Origin of the sequence: Mucilaginibacter sp. (assembly GCF_035492695.1) — a bacterium.
Lineage (GTDB): Bacteria > Bacteroidota > Bacteroidia > Sphingobacteriales > Sphingobacteriaceae > Mucilaginibacter.
This window is the reverse complement of record NZ_DATJJC010000033.1, coordinates 26,953-43,648: the sequence shown is the minus strand read 5'-3', so window position 1 is coordinate 43,648 and position 16,696 is coordinate 26,953. Positions and strand designations below refer to the sequence as shown.

Below are 16,696 nucleotides of genomic sequence, written 5' to 3'. Positions count from 1 at the left end.
TTATTAAGCCGGTCGGTGTTAAGCAATTATGTTTATTCGTCCGGCTTTTTTATTGCTCCTGAATTTTGTGCTGGTGCCAACACCACGGCAGGACAGCGTTTACACGCACAAAACCCCGTCGGACGGTGGAACAGGCAAGGTTTATTTCAGCCGCGAAATAGCGCGGATCATGGATTTCAAGGGATCGGCCTGGCTCGAGCGGAATTCGCGGCAGACGGAAGAAAATTCCAATCTTACCATTGAAAAGCTACCCATCGACAAAAACAGCATAGTAGCCGACATTGGCGCGGGAACAGGTTATTATACTTTCAAAATAGCCCCCAAAGTGCCTCAAGGGCGCGTGTATGCTGTCGAAATACAGGATGATGCAGTTACTTATCTTAAAAACAAAGTCGGGCAACTGGACATCAAAAACGTGACTGTTGTAAAAGGCAGCGAACAGTCGCCTGAATTACCTGGGAACAGTATAGACCTGGCCATTATGGTAGATGTTTACCATGAATTAATATACCCCCATGAAATGCTGCAAAGTATATGCAAAGCTTTAAAACCCGGCGGCAAATTATTACTGATAGAATACAGGGCCGAGGATCCAAAAGTCGAGATCAGGGCACCGCATAAAATGAGTGTGGGACAGGTTAAAAAGGAGCTTGAGGCAAATGGTTTCAGGTTATCCGTGGACGGAGAATTTCTACCGATCCAGCATTTTCTTTTATTCGAAAAAAGCAAGTGAACATTTCTAAATTTGTGCATGAAACACGCGCAAAACTACCTGGAAAGCGTTCTGCATCAGTTTAATTACTACAGATCGGTTGCTGAAAAAACGTTTGCTCAATTGACTGATGAACAGCTTTTTTGGCAATATAACGCCGAAAGCAACAGCGTAGCGATGATCGTTCAGCACGTCAGCGGCAATATGCTTTCGCGGTGGACAGATTTTCTGACATCCGATGGAGAAAAAGAATGGCGCAACCGGGAAGCGGAATTTGATACTGTTATCAGAGATCGCCAGGAAATGATAGCTGAATGGGATAAAGGCTGGAAATGTTTGTTAAATGCCATCGCAGCCTTAACAGAAGCCGACCTTAGCAAAATCATTTATATCAGGGCCGAGGCACATTCTGTTGCCGAAGCTATCAATCGCCAAATGGCGCATTACCCTTATCATATCGGGCAGATCGTTTTCATCGGGAAGATGCTGACCGATGATCGTTGGAAATCAATGACCATACCGCGGGGAACATCCCAGGCCTTTAATGATAAAATGTTTGGGCGCTAAGCATCAAACTTTTCCAGCAGTTTCAGCAACGTCTCGAAATCCTTCGGGTATGGGGCATGAATGGTGATATCTTTTCCATCCATCAGCTTAAAAGTAACCTCGTAAGCGTGCAGGGCAAAGCGTTTCATGATGGGCTGCTCTTCCTGGTCCTTACCTAAATGATACTTGCGTTTGATCTCTGACAGGAACACGGGCTTGCCTTTATACATCTCATCCCCTGCAATAGACGCCCTTTGCGTGGCCAGGTGGATGCGTATCTGGTGCATACGCCCTGTAACCGGGCGGCACTCAACCAAAGTATAATGTTTGAAATACCGCAGCGACTGAAACCAGGTTTCGGCCAGCTTGCCATCCTGCCGGCTGATGGACACATTACCCTTGCCACTATTCAGGATAGGCAGGTCAACTTTCAAATCTTCAAAAACATGCGTACCCTCTATAATAGCATGATAAACCTTCTTCACTTTACGCTTTTCAAACTGCATAGATACATTGCGGTAAGCTTCGGGATTTTTGGCTATAATAAGCGCACCGGAGGTCTCCTTATCCAGGCGGTGGCATATCTGCGCATCGTCCCAATAAGCTTTTGCCAGGCGCAGCAAATTAACTTCACCGCCTTCCCTTTCGTCCAGCGAACTAAGGAAAGGCGGTTTATTTACTACTATCACATCATCATCTTCAAACAGTACCAGGTCGGCAAACTTCGGAAACTTCATAGCCGGCAAAGATACGGTTTATCAGCACAACGTTACCCGCCTATTGAAAAGGGATAGTGGTTGGTGTTGGATCCCATGTGGGGTCGACTGTAATGGTGAAATTACCACTATTGACAGTGCCATTCCCTCCAAATAGTTTACCGCTTACTATGGTCTGATGATTAGGCTGCACCGTTACGTTAGGCACAGTCGCTTCGGCTATCAGATCGCCCACAACACCTGTTCCGTTAAACTGATTAGCTGTTTGCAGCGTATTTGATGCCAATATATGAACCGTATATGGTCTCGCTGTATTCAACACCATTATAGCAAGTCTCGCATTTTTGACACCTGTCGTAACGGGGGTTGCAAACGGGGTGTTGGTATATAAAAACCCATCGTCGCCTATTGCTGCGTTTGTAGAGACCTTAAATTGGGGAATACCGCCGCCGGTGTTATCAGTTGCACTAAACGACCAGAATTTCACATTTGGCGGAATCGCATCTTCAATATTGACGATGATTTGCGATACAACCCTGGACAATGTCGCAGTCTGACTAAATCCGCTCGATCCGACGGTTACGTTCATTTTGCTATAAAAAGCATCCTGGAACCGGGTATCCGGTGGTGACACCTGGGTACTGTAGAAAAACACATCACTGCTTAACTGTCCGCCTGAAGCCGGGCTTGCGATAAGTCCGGTTTTTCCGGCCATGAAAGCAACTGTATAATTTCCTTGCGGAAGATTGATAGTGATCTTCCCAAAAACGGTGTCGGTAGACAATTGTTTAATTGTAAAAAAGCGCGTTCCGTCTGACTGATAAATTAGCGCATACAATACATCTGCATTGGCTTTAAGAGTTGAGTCGACCGCATTTACTGCAAGGCTATTGACATTGAGCTTACCTTGTTTTGCAACATCGAAGCCGCCGGATGATTGCTGATAACTAACGTTAAATGTTACAGGAGTGAGTTTTCCGCCTGTATTGACGGACTCTTTTTTGCAGGCGGAAAGGGCGATTAAAAACGCCGCTATCATATATATAAATTTTTTCATCTTCGTTTTCCTAAATTAGAGTGTGACTGTTAATAGTGTACGGTAATCGGCGCGCCCCAATTTGGGTCAAGTGAGACTGAGAAACCATTGTTATTATTATTAACTCCCTGGTTAGAAAAATTACCTGATAAAATAGTACGCTTGTTTACCTGGCAGCTAACGTTTGGTATCTCGTGAGTAGCTAAAAGATGATGAGCCGCGTCATAAGCTCTTAAAGTCACATTAAATTGTGTTGCAGTGTTCAAGACCAGTTGTGAGAAAGTATAGTTTGACGTTCCCTTTACTGAGTCAGGCACTGAAAAATGGGTTGTTATCGTATCTGCTATTATCGGCGATGCTGTACCGAGAGCGTATTGAAAGTTCTCTTTGCTCAAAAACAAATCAACTGACGCGGCATTTGACGGTATAACATCGTTGAAATCAACCTCGAGTTTGCTTACGATCCTGCTCAAATTGACCGTTTGATTTACCGGCCCGTTTGTAACCGTAAACTGAAATTTATTAAAAAATGTGTCGTTCCATGTCCCTTCAAAGTACCTGGTTGTAACGCCAACATTGGTTGCAGTAGGATCAAGGTAATAAAGAACTCCATCACTTAATGTAGTAAAACTTGGCTTTCCGCCGTTTGGCGAGCCGGCGTTCGATTTAAGTGCGCTCTGGCCGGCAGCAATTATTACTGTATATGTACCCGCCGCCAGCGAATCGGCAATTACCCCGTAATTCGGCACTGTGGACACCTGCTCAAGTCGCCGAACCATATTTCCGCTGGAGTTGTAAATTATCAGATACAATACCTTGGTGTAAGCAGCAATATTTGCTGTTGCTGCATCTGCCTTCAGGTTATTAACCTGTTGTTTGCCGCTAACGCTCGAAATTGTCTGTGTAAAGTCTGTCATGTTAAACGTAACCGGGTACTTTTTTTGAGCTGCGGAGCCCGGTGTGGAATGGTCCTTCTTACATCCAAAAAGGAATACGGCCGCCATGGCGGACAGTAGTAGGGTTTTTTTCATAAGATCAAATTATAGTTAATTACAGAAACAATGGTTTGCTGTAACAACAACGGGTAGCCATTAATTGTTACAACATAGTTATTGATTGTTAGTCAACAGAATAAACGGAGCAGTCGGGAATCAGAAAAGGGATACTCCTGTCTTTTTATACAACAATTTTTGTACCCATAATTTCTATGTAACCTATCTGTTACGATTAGGAATCAATTTTAGCTTTAATACATAATAAAATAATTATCAACACACTACAAGGTTTATCTATATACATTTCACATCCAAAGGGAATGTAGAATTGTGAGCAAATTGAACCACGAACAATATTTAATGCACATTAATAACAGCCTGGAGGAATTTGGCGGTCACAAAACAATCTTGAGCATTAATGAGTTATAGACGTTGAAAAACAACTAAAATATAACTATCAAAAACATGAATACAGACTCAACCAAACCTGAAGAAAAAGGATTTTTCGAGAAGGTAAAAGAAACGATCGAGCATCTTTGGGATGGCACCAAAGAAACAGCCGAAGAAGTAAAGGATAAGGCAGCCGATACAATAGACGATATAAAAGATAAGATCACATCAGAGAAAAAAGTTGTGACCAAAAAGGCCGTAACCGCTAAAAAAAGCGTTGCTGCAAAAACTACAAAAGCAGTAGCAGATGTGAAAGCTAAGGCTGAAACTAAGATCAAGGCCGTAAAAGCAAAAGCTGCTTCGACAGAATCAAAAGCTGAAAAGTCTGTAGCCAGGGCAAAAACAAAAGCTGCTGCTACTGTAAAAAATGAAAAAGCAAAAGCTCAAAAAACGGTAGCTGCCGTAAAAGCCAAATCTGATGATAAGATTAAAGCTGTAAAGGCAAAGGCCAAAACAGCGCCGGCAAAAACCGCGGCTAAAAAACCGGCCACTGCAAAATAAAACAAGGCCCCGGTGCCGGGGCCTTTACTTATGCTTCAAATTTGTATCCGACACCTTTGACGGTGGCAACAATATCATCGCCTAATTTCTCGCGCAATTTGCGGATGTGAACGTCAATGGTACGGTTGGTAACCACTACCGAATCTTCCCATATATTTTTAAGGATCACCTCGCGGGTGTATACCTTGCCGGGTTTAGAGGCCAGCAGGTAAAGCAACTCGAACTCTTTCTTCGCTAACACCACTTTCTCCCCTTTCTGAAAAACGAGATAAGCTTCGCGGTCTATCACCAATCCGCCAATTTCCAGTTTGTTGTCAGTTACTTCTTCAGCAGGCGCATTCCTGCGCAGGATGGCGTTAATGCGGCTTACCAGCGCCCTTGGCTTTATCGGCTTGGCAATGTAGTCGTCGGCACCCACGTTGAAACCCGCTATTTCGGAATATTCTTCGCTCCTGGCTGTCAGGAACACCATAAAAGTATTCTTGAACTCGGGCATGGTACGCATAATGCGGCAGGCCTCGATGCCGTCCATTTTTGGCATCATGATATCGAGGACGATCAGATCAGGCAATACCTTTTTTGCTTCAGAAACGGCCTCCTGGCCATTCCGGGCTGTATAAACCTGGTAACCTTCTTTTTTTAAATTGTACTCAATCAGCTCTAATATATCCGGCTCGTCATCAACAATCAAAATTTTTTGTTTAGCAGATGTGCTCATGGTTGAAATTTTGCATAAATGTATGAGCTTAAGAAAAGCAAATGGTTACCTAAATATTAACAAATTGTTAAGTGTTACCTTTTCTTAACTTACAATTGAGCCTTATTAAACGTTTTGTTTAAAAATTCTTCAAGATCTGCACCTGTAATGTTTTTTGCAATGATAGTTCCCTGCGGATCTATCATAAAGTTTGATGGAATAGCTTCGATATGGTACAACACTTCTGTAGGACCATTAAAATTCTTTAGGTCCGAAGCATGATTCCAGATCAATCCGTCTTTTTTGATAGCCTGTTCCCACTGTTTTTTGTCAACGTCGAGCGATATGCCCAGTATATTAAGCCCTTTTGACTTGTAGATATTATATTGCTTTACCACGTTAGGGTTTTCCTGGCGGCAAGGGGCGCACCACGAGGCCCAAAAATCAACAAGCACATATTTACCTTTGTAATCCGACAACTTAACAGGCTTTCCGTCCAGCCCGCTTGTTGTAAACTCGGGCGCCTTATGACCCACAGAAAGAGGCGCTATGTCTTTCATGTGGCGTAAAAAACGCTGCACGTCAGGGTTATCTTTAAAGTTGTCTTTTATTTTATCGGCGTAGGCCACCATCTGCTGTTCGTAGCGGATAGGTTCCAGGCCGGTCAGTGCGTAAAACCCAACGAGAGAATTCACATTTGCTTCCGCAAATTTCAGCACCTCTTCGCTTTGCTCGCCCACTTCTTTCATGATCATCGGCCGGTAAACATTTACAAGTGAATCTGATGCGCGCCCAAGTTTTTCCGATTTGCCGCGGTATTCGTTTACCAGCTTGCTGATGCGCTTATTGTAAACGTTGTTAATACGGTTGAACTCTTTCATTTTTTCTGCATCTTCCGAGCCCGCCGCATTATAAGTATGTGTGCTGTCCTGCAGGTTGGTAGAAAACTCGATGTCGTTCCCATTTTTTGCGATGAAGTCGAAGATGTTCTCACCAACCTTAATGTCATAAAGATTAGCATAAGGGGTTTGACGTTTAAACGTAAATTTCCCGTTTTCGCTCAAATTGGTTGAATCCACCATAGAAAGCCCCCCGCCTGCTGCGCCGGAACTATCGGCCTGGTACAGGTATACTTTTTTCAGGCTGCCCGGGTTTGTGATAGTCCCCGATATAGTAAAACTTTTGTTGTCCTTGCACGAGCTGATGATTACCACCGCCAGGGCAATAAAACAATTAATAACAATACTTTTCTTCATTTATTTAGATTCTAATTCTTTGATCAATAATTGGTTGGTCTTTTGAGGATCGATCTTGCCTCTCGACTGTTTCATGATCTCGCCCATGAACAAACCCAAAACGCCTTTTTTCCCTTTCTGGTATTCTTTTACCTTATCGGGGAATTTAGCAATAGCCTGGCTGATGAATTGCTGCACATCGTCTTCGCCCGCGGTTATCAGCAAATTCAATCCTTTCGCCAGTTCCTCCGCAGATTGCGATCGTTCCGTTATCATCGCCGGGAACAGCTTTTGGGCAGCGATAGAATTGTTAACCTTGCCGCTATCCACCAGACTAATAAGCGCAGCTAAATTAGCCGCTTCAATACCGAATTCAGTAATCTGTCTGCCATTTTCGTTCAAATACGATTTGACTGGGCCCATGAGCCAGTTTGCTGCAGATTTGTAATTATCCGTATGCGTTATCAATTCTTCAAAATACAGGGCTATTTCTCTATCAGCCGTAATTACTGTAGCATCGTACGCAGGCAGGCCCAATTCAACGGTGTATTTTTCGTAAAGCTCGTTCGGTAAAGCCGGGAGGCCTTTTTTTATGTTATTAACATATTCATTGGAGAGGAATAGGGGCTGCAGGTCCGGTTCGGGGAAATAGCGGTAATCGTTGGCCATTTCCTTGGAGCGTAATACAGATGTTTCGCCGGTATCAGCATCAAAATTCAGCGTATTTTGCTCGATATAGCCACCTTCTTCTAATACAGTCACCTGCCTTTCAAACTCGTGTTCTATTGCACGCTGCACATTACGTATCGAGTTCATGTTCTTTACCTCGCAACGGTTACCATACGCTGTATTGCCTTTTATCCGTACCGAAATATTGGCATCGCACCTCATACTGCCTTCTTCCATGTTCCCGTCACATATCTCCAGGTAGCGTAACAATTTGCGTACTTCGGTCAGGTATTGACCGGCCTCCTCCGCACTGCGTATGTCCGGTTCAGAAACGATCTCTATCAGGGGCACCCCCGCGCGGTTCAGGTCAATCAGCGAATCGGCATGGTGCTGGTCGTGCATACTTTTACCGGCATCTTCCTCCATATGCATGTGATGGATGGCTATATCCTTTTGCGAACCATCAGATAGCCTTACGCGTACAAATCCGCCCAAACAAATTGGTGCCTGGTCTTGGGTAGTCTGATATCCTTTGGGCAGGTCGGCATAAAAATAATTTTTGCGGGCAAATGTATTATTAAGGTTGATGGTAGAATTACAGGCCAAACCCATTTTTACGGCATATTCTACCATCGTTTTATTGATCATAGGTAAAGTTCCGGGATGCCCGAGCGAAACGACGCTGACATGCTGGTTTGGTGCGCCTCCAAACGCCGCTGAATCTGAAGAAAATGCCTTACTTAAAGTAGATAACTGAGCATGCACCTCCAAACCCACAACAAGCTCGTACTTATCTTTCATCATTTGCTGATAGAATTGTAATATCAAATATGCTCATAAGCAGGTGCCAAATATAAGCTAAAACTCATAAATACACAGGCTTTAAGCAGTTATGTTACAATTTAACCCAGATAATTACGTTTAAAAGCAACAATTACCCCGATTGTATTTTATTAACCTTTTTCACACAATTCAATCATGATTTATTTGATTTCGACAACCAATTACAAATCGACTAATATATTAGTTGATAATCTACCCTGCATTGTATAATTTCGAATAACTAAAAACTTAATTATAGCCCGCATGCAAACGATACAATACATCATATTCGCCAATGTATATATTGCCGTATTTCTTGGTTTTTATATGCTGTTTTTAAGGAAAGAGACCTTCTTTCAGATAAACAGGGCATATCTTATCGGCTCAATTTTCCTTTCATTTGTTCTCCCTGCTATCCAAACCAGTTGGGCGCAGCAGATGAGCCTGGCACACCAATTAAAGATCATCTATCTGAAACCGGTAACTGTACTGGCACAGCCCGTCTCAGCAACGCAGCATTGGACACTGATGGGGGTGATCTCATTTCTTTATATCGCCGGAATTTTGATCCTGTCAGCTCGACTGATAGCCAAACTCTTTATAGTCAGAAGAATTATAAACCAGGCAGATACATCAGCGCCATGGTCATTTTTCAGGAGGATAAACCTTGGCGGCTCATCCAACCCGTTGATCTGTGAGCACGAAAACATACATGCAGCGCAGTGGCACACGGTTGATGTATTGCTGATGGAGATCGTCGTTATTATTAACTGGTTTAACCCGGCAGTGTATTTTTTGCGGAAAGAGGTAAAAAACATACATGAGTTTATTGCAGATGAAGGGGCGTTGCGCAGGGCAAGCAGCAAAAAAGAATACGCCATGCTTCTATTCAGTCAAACATTTGAAACACCGCTTAATAACCTGGTTAATACATTTTTCAATCAGAACTTATTGAAGCAACGTATTATGATGATCCAAAGAAATAAGTCGCAAAAAAAGGCTCTTTTTAAATACGGTTTTTCGGCACCGCTGGTCGGTCTAATGTTGCTATTGTCATCGGCCGGCACAGGGCCTGTCGCAGAAACATTACGTGATAATAAATCTGCCTATTTGAAAGAACAGCAGTACGAGGAACCATTATTTACTGTGGTAGAACAACCGCCGACCTATCCGGGCGGACTTGATAAGTTTTATGACTTCCTGAGCAAGACAATCAAGTACCCGGCGCAAATGAAAGAGAAAAACGTACAGGGCAAAGTATTTGTGTCTTTTATAGTAGAGAAGGACGGTAAACTGAGTAATATCAAAGTGCTACGTGAGCCCGGTTACGGGTCTGGCAAAGAAGCCGCAAGGGCTATCTCACTTTGCCCGAAATGGAACTCGGGCGTTCAGAACGGGCGCAAAGTACGCGTAAAATATAACGTACCGATCAGCTTTACCTTAGAAAAGATTAAGGGGTAAAGGTTGAAAAATCATGTCATTTCGAACGAGGAACGAGGAGAAATCTTCCCGAAGATGCAAAACGGATAGACAGGGTTTGAGATTTCCCTCTATCGTTCGAAATGACATTGGATTTGGTTGTTATTCGATAAAACTCTTTGCTTTTTCCAGCGCCTTATCCAGACCGTTAACATCCTTACCACCAGCCGTAGCATAAAACGGCTGGCCGCCGCCGCCACCCTGTATCTCTTTAGCCAGTTCGCGAATGATATTACCTGCGTTAAGTCCTTTATCTTTTACCAGGTTTTCGGAGATCATCACTGTCAGGTTTGGTTTTCCCTCAATATCAGCGCCCAAAACCAGGAACAGGTTCGGAACGATATCCTTTAGCTGGTAAGCCAGGTTTTTTACCGCATCGGCGTTAGGCAGGGTTACCTTTTCGGCTATAAAGCTTATACCATTAATATCCTGAACTTTTTTAGCCAACTCGTTCTTTAAGCCGGATGATTTTTCCAATACCGATCTTTCTATCTCTTTCTTCAGCTTGCTGTTCTCCTCCAACAGGGTCTCGATACTTTTACCAATATCCTTCGGATTTTTAAGCAGTTCTTTTAACTGGTGCACCAGCTTACTTTGTTTGTTGATGTAGTTCTCGGCACCAATACCTGTTATGGCTTCGATGCGTCGAACACCGGCGGCTACAGCGCTTTCAGATACGATCTTGAAATAGCCTATTTGCCCGGTAGCCTTTACATGTGTACCACCGCAAAGCTCTTTAGAAAAAGCATCGTCGAAAGTTATGACCCGCACATACTCGCCATATTTTTCGCCGAACAAGGCGGTTACGCCGCTGGTGATAGCAACCTGATAAGCCACATTGCGTTCTTCCTTCAGCGGGATATTCTCGCGCACTTTTTCGTTAACGATAGCCTCTATTCTTGCCAGCTCCTCCTCGGTTACTTTGGCAAAGTGCGAAAAGTCGAACCGCAGGTACTCATCATTTACCAAGGAGCCTTTCTGATTCACATGGTTGCCCAAGACCTGTTTCAGTGCGGCATGCAGCAAATGCGTGGTGGAGTGGTTGCCTTGTATGCTGTTCCGTCTTTCCGGGTCGACAATCGCAGTCAGCGCATCGTTAATCGCTTTTTCAGATGGCATGTTGTCCACAAAATGGACGATAAGGGCATTTTCCTTTTTGGTATCCGTCACCTGTATGATCTCCCCATCCGGGAAAACCAACTGGCCGGTATCCCCTACCTGCCCGCCGCTTTCAGCATAGAAAGGTGTTTTATCCAGCACAATCTGATACTGCTCTTTACCTTTAGCCGTCACCTTGCGGTATTTTACTATATGGGCAATGGTCTCCGTTTCATCATAACCGGTAAACTCGACAGTGTCATCTTCTTTCAGGATGATCCAATCTCCGGTATCAATGGCAGTGGCGGCACGGGAGCGGGATTTTTGTTCGGCAAGGGCCTTATTGAAACCATCCATGTCAACACTTAATCCTCTTTCACGAGCCATTAATTCGGTTAGGTCTATTGGAAATCCATAAGTGTCTTGCAATTTGAACGCTATCTCTCCATTAAATAAATCTGGCTTTACCGACGGGTCATAAGGCTTATCTCCAAATTGGTAGGTCGCAAGCCGATACTCGCTTTCAAATAATGATATTCCTTTCTCTAAGGTTCTCAAGAAAGCCGTCTCTTCCTCCAAAACCACCTTTTGCACAAAGTCCTTTTGGTTATACAATTCATCAAATACTCCTTTAAATTGTTCAGCTAAAATTGGCACGAGCGTATTCAGGAAAGGTTCTTTAAATTCCAGGTATTGATATTGATATCTAACCGCCCTGCGCAGGATACGGCGTATCACATAGCCAGCCTTATTGTTAGACGGTAGCTGCCCGTCGGCAATAGTGAAGCTTACGGCACGTACATGGTCGGCCAGCACCCGCATGGCTACGGTCGTGTTCCAGTCGGCATCGCCGGGTTTGGCTGCGCTGTCGTATTCTTTTTTACTTTTTGCAGAGATATTTTGAATTAATTCCTGGAAAACATCCGTATCGTAATTGGAACTTTTCTCCTGCAGCACCCTTACCAACCGCTCAAAACCCATCCCGGTATCCACATGCTTAGCCGGCAGGGGTTGTAGTGAGCCATCCTTCAGCCTATTAAACTGCATAAACACATTGTTCCATATTTCTATCACCTGCGGGTCGTCCCGGTTAACAAGGCTTTCACCTTTCACCTTTAACCTTTCACCTTCTTCCCGGTTATCATAATGGATCTCAGAGCACGGTCCGCAGGGGCCGGTCTCGCCCATTTCCCAAAAGTTATCCTTTTTGTTGCCTAACAGGATATGGTCTTCGGGCACATATTGTTTCCAATAGTCAAACGCTTCCTGATCCTTTGGCAGACCTTCTTTTTCATCTCCTTCAAAAATGGTCACGTACAGGCGGTCCTTATCTATCTTATATACTTCGGTCAGCAGTTCCCAGCTCCATTCAATGGCTTCTTTTTTAAAGTAGTCGCCAAAGCTCCAGTTACCCAGCATCTCGAACATGGTATGATGGTAGGTATCTATACCCACTTCCTCCAGGTCGTTATGCTTGCCCGATACCCGCAGACAACGCTGCGTATCCACTACCCGCTTGTATTTTGCCGGCGCTTCGCCTAAAAAAATATCCTTAAACTGGTTCATACCGGCATTGGTGAACATCAGCGTGGGGTCGTTTTTAACAACAATAGGCGCAGAAGGCACGATCTGGTGCCCTTTGGAAGCAAAAAAATCAAGAAAAGCTTTGCGTATTTGGGAAGCGGTCATCATAGGGTGCAAAGATAGAATTATTGTCCGAACCGGAATTAATGACTAAATTTGTTATTGATGGAAACATTGAAAATTGACATTCAGAATGACCAGGAAAAAAAGGTGCTTTTGGCATTCCTGGATAGTTTAAGTTATCAATACCGTACAGAAAACGATGATTACACATTGTCAGATGCCGATGTGCAGGAAATGATAAAACGTAAAGGCGACTTTCTCAGCGGTAAAACAACATCACGCCCCTGGAGCCAAATAAAACAAGACTATAACGGTGTTTGAGGTTGAATTACTCGCCCAGGCCGAAGATGAATTGTCCGAAGCGTATGATTGGTATAACGAAAAGCAAGATGGGCTTGGTGATAAGTTATTCGACGAAGTCAATTACTATTTAACCCTAATTGAGACCAGCCCTTTTCATTTCCCTGCCAGGTATGACCAGGAGTTGCGGACAACAGCTTTAAAAATTTTCCCATACCTTATAATTTATTGGATTGATGAACCGAACAATAAAGTATTTGTGACATCTATTTTCCACACCAGTCGCAATCCGCTAAATCGCTGACAATTACCTGTCACAACAAGTTTTCCACATTTTAGTAATTTGCAGAACTTTAGGAACGTTACCTCGTATAAACGCGAAAGATAATTACATTTGAGACATGCCGTATAAAGAACACGAGATCAGCAAGATGTACTATACCATGGGTGAAGTTGCTGCGATTTTTGATGTAAATCAGTCGCTGATCAGGTTTTATGAGAAGGAATTTGATGTACTTCAGCCTAAGAAGAACAAAAAGGGAAACCGTTATTTTACCCCGGAAGATATTGAGCACCTGCGTATCATTTTTCATTTGATAAAGGAAAAAGGATATACTTTGAATGGCGCTAAGGACCATTTGAAAAAAAATATGGGTGATGCCAAAGAAAATCAGCGCGTAATTGACGCTTTGGAAAACATCAAAAAATTCCTGCTCGAAGTCCGCGAACAGCTATAACACGATTTCAGGATTTTGCAGATACTACAGATCCTGTTGTTACAAGTTTTCAAAGCTTCATCTTAAGCTATATCACAACCTGAAAAATCATATCTTTAACCGGTATGATAGCCGCTCATAAAGGCGAAATTCCGTTTGTCGTATTCCTTATCCCTTTTATTGCCGGCATTGCCTGCGGGCTAAACCTTTGCCCAAATCCTAATATATTATTTCCGGCCATCGCGTTTACCGTTGCCGCTCTCCTGTTTATTTGTTTAAATTTTTTGTTCCGGCCCCTCAATCTTTATAAATACAGGTGGTTGGGCGGGTTGTTGTTCCATATCGTGCTTTTTTTTGCCGGATGGATATGCTTTATCAACTATAACGAGCTCAATAAGAAAGACCATTTTTCAAAAAAACAGGCTGACCGGCTCATTATAAAGATCAGCAACGAGCCAAAAGTAAACAACGGCACTGCCAGGTTTACGGCCGTTGTTCAAAAAAGCGTAACCAAGGGCAGGCAGTCCGGTGCAAGCGGGAACCTGCTGATCTCGATCAAAGACAGTTTAGCCGGTACGCTGTACTATGGCGATGAGCTTATAATTCCGGCTGCATGCCGCGCGGTGGAGCCGCCTTTAAACCCTGCCGAGTTTAATTATCAAAAGTACCTTTCCAATCAGAATATCCATTACCAGGAATACTTATTCCCAGGGCAATATCGGGTACTCAAAAGGAACAGGGGTAACGCGGTCATCGCATTTTCTTTACGCCAGCGACGGCATTTGATCGAAAAATTCCGCCTGAATATGCACGACCCTGAAGCCGTCGCGGTAGCCTCTACCCTGATATTGGGATACAAAGCCGATCTGAGCAACGACGTTTTGCAAGCTTATTCCAAAACCGGCACCATCCATGTACTTTCTGTTTCGGGGGCACATGTTGCGTTACTATTTATTATGCTCGAATTCGTATTTGGTTTCTTAAACCGGTTTAAGTACGGCAGAGCGGTAAAAGCAACGCTGATCATCCTTATTATTTGGTATTATTCCATGCTCACCGGTTTTTCGCCGGCGGTGTGCCGCGCCGCCGTAATGATCTCGATGGTGATAATCGGTAAGACATATAGCCGAAATATTAATACCCTTAATATTTTGGCAGTATCTGCGTTTTTCCTGTTACTGTACGATCCGTTATTCATAGTGGACGTCGGTTTCCAGCTATCTTATCTTGCCGTGTTTGGGCTGGTCGTTCTTCAACCTATCGTTTACAAATGGTTTGATTTCAGTAATACGTGGGGAGATAAGTTATGGGGACTGTGTTCTATTTCGATAGCCGCGCAAGTGATCACATTCCCGTTAAGCGCGTTTTATTTTCACCAGTTCCCGGTTTACTTCCTTGTCAGCAACCTGTTCATTGTTATCCCGGTTGCTATAATTATGTATACGGGGTTCGCTTATATGATATTGGGCGCGGTTCCGTTTTTAGGAGGAGTTTTAGGTTTCGCGCTTGAAAAGTCGATCCTGATCATGGATAAAGGGCTCGCCTTAATTGAACACGCACCTTTCGCCACCGTCAACCGGATTTGGATAACACCATTGGAATATCTCGCGCTGTACATCATTATCGTCTCGCTATTCTATTATCTATATGACCGTAAAGTGTGGCTTTTAAAGCTGACATTAATATCGTTGTTAATTCTATCTGTCAGCAGTAGTTTGAAAAGATGGAAAAATGCTGCAACAAATGAGATCACATTTCTTGCGCTGCGAAAACACACCGGTATCGTTTTTAAAAAAGGCAATAATGCGCTTATTTTAACCGACCTTTCGGACACCGATAAAATTTACCGTTATTCAATTCAACCCTATTTGGATAGTTGCCAGGTTAGCGGCCGAAAAATAATGAACCCTGATTCTGATATCATAGTTCCGTTTCTGCGAAAGCGGGATAACTATGTTCAATTTGGAAACAGGCGCCTTATGATTTATAGTAAGCAATTTCAATATTCGCAACAGGCCGAAAAATTAAAGATCGACTACCTGTATTTGAAGGGCAACCCGTCAGCAGATGTTGCGTTGCTCAATAAAATTTTCGATTATAAAATATTGATCGTCGACGGCAGCAATTCTAACCAACTGACCAACAGGCTTGAGAATGAAGCCAAACTTATAAATAAAAATTACGCCACACCGGGCCGTAACAAATCAGTTACCTTCGTATCTAATTAGCGTGTTAAACAAACAGCAAAAAATATTTGCACCCTACTTATTAAAATGTCTAAATTGTAACAAACAAAATATAAACCAATGAAACTATCATGTGCTGCAAAAATTCACACTCGCTCATGGTTGTTTCATAATCATTTAAAAAACAGATAAAACCGATGAAAATTAAACTTTTTAGTGCCGCCCTTGGCATTGTCCTGTCAGCAACAGTTATTAGCGCCAGCGCACAAAAGAATTATACAGAAGGAACCGTTACCTACAGCACCGACATGAGGGGCCAACCGGTAACTATCACTGAGTATTTCAGGCCCGATTCCCAGGCAACCACTTTTGAAGCAGGCCCTGCGAAGATCAAATTGCTTGCCGATGCGGGTTACAAATACCTTGCGGTGGTAGTCGATGTATCTGCATTTAATGTAAAAAAGGCGGCCATTTATACGCCTGATGAAATAGACCAGTTAATGAGCGGCATGCCAACTTTTACGTTTGCACCAGCGGCCGACACTAAACAGATCTCGGGCTTTAACTGCAAAAAAGTTGTAGCTACTGATACCAAGAGCAAAAAGACCTACGATATTTGGGTAACTAACGATGTTACCATACCGGCATCCGCTATTCCTAAATATTATAACGCTATTGGCGGCACACCAATCCAGTATACAGCTTTCCAGCAGGGCCAGGAAGCATCTGTAACAGTTACTGCAATTACTGATGCAAAAGCGCCAAAAGGCACATTTGGTATCGATCCGTCATTTGACAAGATATCAAAAGACGACCTGGAAGCGATGTCCCGCGGTGGTCAATAATCAAATACTCTCTGAAATAACAGCAAGGCCCTGAAAAATTCAGGGC

General features: G+C 43.4%; 16 protein-coding genes. 9 read left to right on the top strand and 7 right to left on the bottom strand.

Going from position 1 to position 16,696, the window contains the following annotated elements; genetic code table 11:
• Positions 1-52: 52 nt before the first annotated feature.
• On the top strand, positions 53-733 hold the full coding sequence (locus VL525_RS20315; protein ID WP_325389111.1) for a class I SAM-dependent methyltransferase: 681 nt from the start codon (positions 53-55) through the stop codon (positions 731-733).
• 18 nt (positions 734-751) lie between these two features.
• Positions 752-1,279, top strand: coding sequence for a DUF1572 family protein (locus VL525_RS20310; protein ID WP_325389109.1), 528 nt, complete (start codon positions 752-754; stop codon positions 1,277-1,279).
• On the opposite strand, the gene VL525_RS20305 is transcribed toward VL525_RS20310, so the two are convergent.
• The 3 genes from VL525_RS20305 to VL525_RS20295 are packed head-to-tail and all read right to left on the bottom strand — an operon-like array spanning position 1,276 to position 4,041.
• On the bottom strand, positions 1,276-1,995 hold the full coding sequence (locus VL525_RS20305; protein WP_325389107.1) for an RluA family pseudouridine synthase: 720 nt from the start codon (positions 1,993-1,995) through the stop codon (positions 1,276-1,278). The genes VL525_RS20310 and VL525_RS20305 overlap by 4 nt on opposite strands.
• Before the next feature lie 40 nt (positions 1,996-2,035).
• Positions 2,036-3,031, bottom strand: a complete 996-nt coding sequence (locus tag VL525_RS20300) for a hypothetical protein (protein ID WP_325389105.1) — start codon at positions 3,029-3,031, stop codon at positions 2,036-2,038.
• Between the two features lie 29 nt (positions 3,032-3,060).
• On the bottom strand, positions 3,061-4,041 hold the full coding sequence (locus VL525_RS20295) for a hypothetical protein (RefSeq protein WP_325389103.1): 981 nt from the start codon (positions 4,039-4,041) through the stop codon (positions 3,061-3,063).
• 429 nt (positions 4,042-4,470) lie between these two features.
• On the opposite strand from VL525_RS20295, the gene VL525_RS20290 reads away from it, so the two are divergent.
• Positions 4,471-4,956 carry a hypothetical protein gene (locus VL525_RS20290; protein WP_325389101.1) on the top strand — a complete coding sequence of 162 codons (486 nt, stop codon included), beginning with the start codon at positions 4,471-4,473 and terminating at the stop codon, positions 4,954-4,956.
• Between the two features lie 28 nt (positions 4,957-4,984).
• Here the strand turns inward: VL525_RS20290 and VL525_RS20285 are convergent, their stop codons facing one another.
• The 3 genes from VL525_RS20285 to gatB form a co-directional block, all read right to left on the bottom strand.
• A complete protein-coding gene (locus VL525_RS20285) occupies positions 4,985-5,674 on the bottom strand; it encodes a response regulator transcription factor (protein WP_325389099.1) in 690 nt (229 codons plus the stop codon).
• A gap of 89 nt (positions 5,675-5,763) precedes the next feature.
• The gene (locus VL525_RS20280) at positions 5,764-6,909 is read right to left on the bottom strand and encodes a TlpA disulfide reductase family protein (protein ID WP_325389097.1); all 1,146 of its coding nucleotides are present in this window, start codon (positions 6,907-6,909) and stop codon (positions 5,764-5,766) included.
• The gene (gatB, locus tag VL525_RS20275) at positions 6,910-8,361 is read right to left on the bottom strand and encodes an Asp-tRNA(Asn)/Glu-tRNA(Gln) amidotransferase subunit GatB (protein WP_325389095.1); all 1,452 of its coding nucleotides are present in this window, start codon (positions 8,359-8,361) and stop codon (positions 6,910-6,912) included.
• 282 nt (positions 8,362-8,643) lie between these two features.
• Between gatB and VL525_RS20270 the strand changes: the two genes are divergently transcribed.
• Positions 8,644-9,840, top strand: coding sequence for a M56 family metallopeptidase (locus tag VL525_RS20270; RefSeq protein WP_325389093.1), 1,197 nt, complete (start codon positions 8,644-8,646; stop codon positions 9,838-9,840).
• 120 nt (positions 9,841-9,960) lie between these two features.
• On the opposite strand, the gene alaS is transcribed toward VL525_RS20270, so the two are convergent.
• Complete coding sequence (alaS, locus tag VL525_RS20265) at positions 9,961-12,645, bottom strand: alanine--tRNA ligase (RefSeq protein WP_325390079.1); 2,685 nt, start codon at positions 12,643-12,645, stop codon at positions 9,961-9,963.
• Positions 12,646-12,705: 60 nt separating this feature from the next.
• Between alaS and VL525_RS20260 the strand changes: the two genes are divergently transcribed.
• From VL525_RS20260 to VL525_RS20240, 5 genes are all read left to right on the top strand, one after another.
• Positions 12,706-12,924, top strand: coding sequence for a hypothetical protein (locus VL525_RS20260; RefSeq protein ID WP_325389091.1), 219 nt, complete (start codon positions 12,706-12,708; stop codon positions 12,922-12,924).
• Positions 12,917-13,207 carry a type II toxin-antitoxin system RelE/ParE family toxin gene (locus tag VL525_RS20255; protein WP_325389089.1) on the top strand — a complete coding sequence of 97 codons (291 nt, stop codon included), beginning with the start codon at positions 12,917-12,919 and terminating at the stop codon, positions 13,205-13,207. The genes VL525_RS20260 and VL525_RS20255 overlap by 8 nt, the downstream gene beginning before the upstream one ends.
• A gap of 97 nt (positions 13,208-13,304) precedes the next feature.
• Positions 13,305-13,640 carry a MerR family transcriptional regulator gene (locus VL525_RS20250; protein ID WP_147033410.1) on the top strand — a complete coding sequence of 112 codons (336 nt, stop codon included), beginning with the start codon at positions 13,305-13,307 and terminating at the stop codon, positions 13,638-13,640.
• A gap of 104 nt (positions 13,641-13,744) precedes the next feature.
• Positions 13,745-15,847, top strand: a complete 2,103-nt coding sequence (locus VL525_RS20245; protein ID WP_325389086.1) for a ComEC/Rec2 family competence protein — start codon at positions 13,745-13,747, stop codon at positions 15,845-15,847.
• Between the two features lie 155 nt (positions 15,848-16,002).
• The gene (locus VL525_RS20240) at positions 16,003-16,650 is read left to right on the top strand and encodes a hypothetical protein (protein WP_325389084.1); all 648 of its coding nucleotides are present in this window, start codon (positions 16,003-16,005) and stop codon (positions 16,648-16,650) included.
• Positions 16,651-16,696: the final 46 nt, after the last annotated feature.

Excerpts from the sequence above, each read along its gene's own strand:
- VL525_RS20305 (WP_325389107.1), bottom strand. The coding sequence starts at position 1,995 with ATGAAGTTTCCGAAGTTTGCCGACCTGGTACTGTTTGAAGATGATGAT.
- VL525_RS20240 (WP_325389084.1), top strand. The coding sequence starts at position 16,003 with ATGAAAATTAAACTTTTTAGTGCCGCCCTTGGCATTGTCCTGTCAGCA.
- VL525_RS20290 (WP_325389101.1), top strand. The coding sequence starts at position 4,471 with ATGAATACAGACTCAACCAAACCTGAAGAAAAAGGATTTTTCGAGAAG.
- VL525_RS20260 (WP_325389091.1), top strand. The coding sequence starts at position 12,706 with ATGGAAACATTGAAAATTGACATTCAGAATGACCAGGAAAAAAAGGTG.
- VL525_RS20280 (WP_325389097.1), bottom strand. The coding sequence starts at position 6,909 with ATGAAGAAAAGTATTGTTATTAATTGTTTTATTGCCCTGGCGGTGGTA.
- VL525_RS20285 (WP_325389099.1), bottom strand. The coding sequence starts at position 5,674 with ATGAGCACATCTGCTAAACAAAAAATTTTGATTGTTGATGACGAGCCG.
- VL525_RS20310 (WP_325389109.1), top strand. The coding sequence starts at position 752 with ATGAAACACGCGCAAAACTACCTGGAAAGCGTTCTGCATCAGTTTAAT.
- VL525_RS20295 (WP_325389103.1), bottom strand. The coding sequence starts at position 4,041 with ATGAAAAAAACCCTACTACTGTCCGCCATGGCGGCCGTATTCCTTTTT.
- VL525_RS20245 (WP_325389086.1), top strand. The coding sequence starts at position 13,745 with ATGATAGCCGCTCATAAAGGCGAAATTCCGTTTGTCGTATTCCTTATC.
- alaS (WP_325390079.1), bottom strand. The coding sequence starts at position 12,645 with ATGACCGCTTCCCAAATACGCAAAGCTTTTCTTGATTTTTTTGCTTCC.
- VL525_RS20270 (WP_325389093.1), top strand. The coding sequence starts at position 8,644 with ATGCAAACGATACAATACATCATATTCGCCAATGTATATATTGCCGTA.
- gatB (WP_325389095.1), bottom strand. The coding sequence starts at position 8,361 with ATGATGAAAGATAAGTACGAGCTTGTTGTGGGTTTGGAGGTGCATGCT.
- VL525_RS20250 (WP_147033410.1), top strand. The coding sequence starts at position 13,305 with ATGCCGTATAAAGAACACGAGATCAGCAAGATGTACTATACCATGGGT.
- VL525_RS20300 (WP_325389105.1), bottom strand. The coding sequence starts at position 3,031 with ATGAAAAAATTTATATATATGATAGCGGCGTTTTTAATCGCCCTTTCC.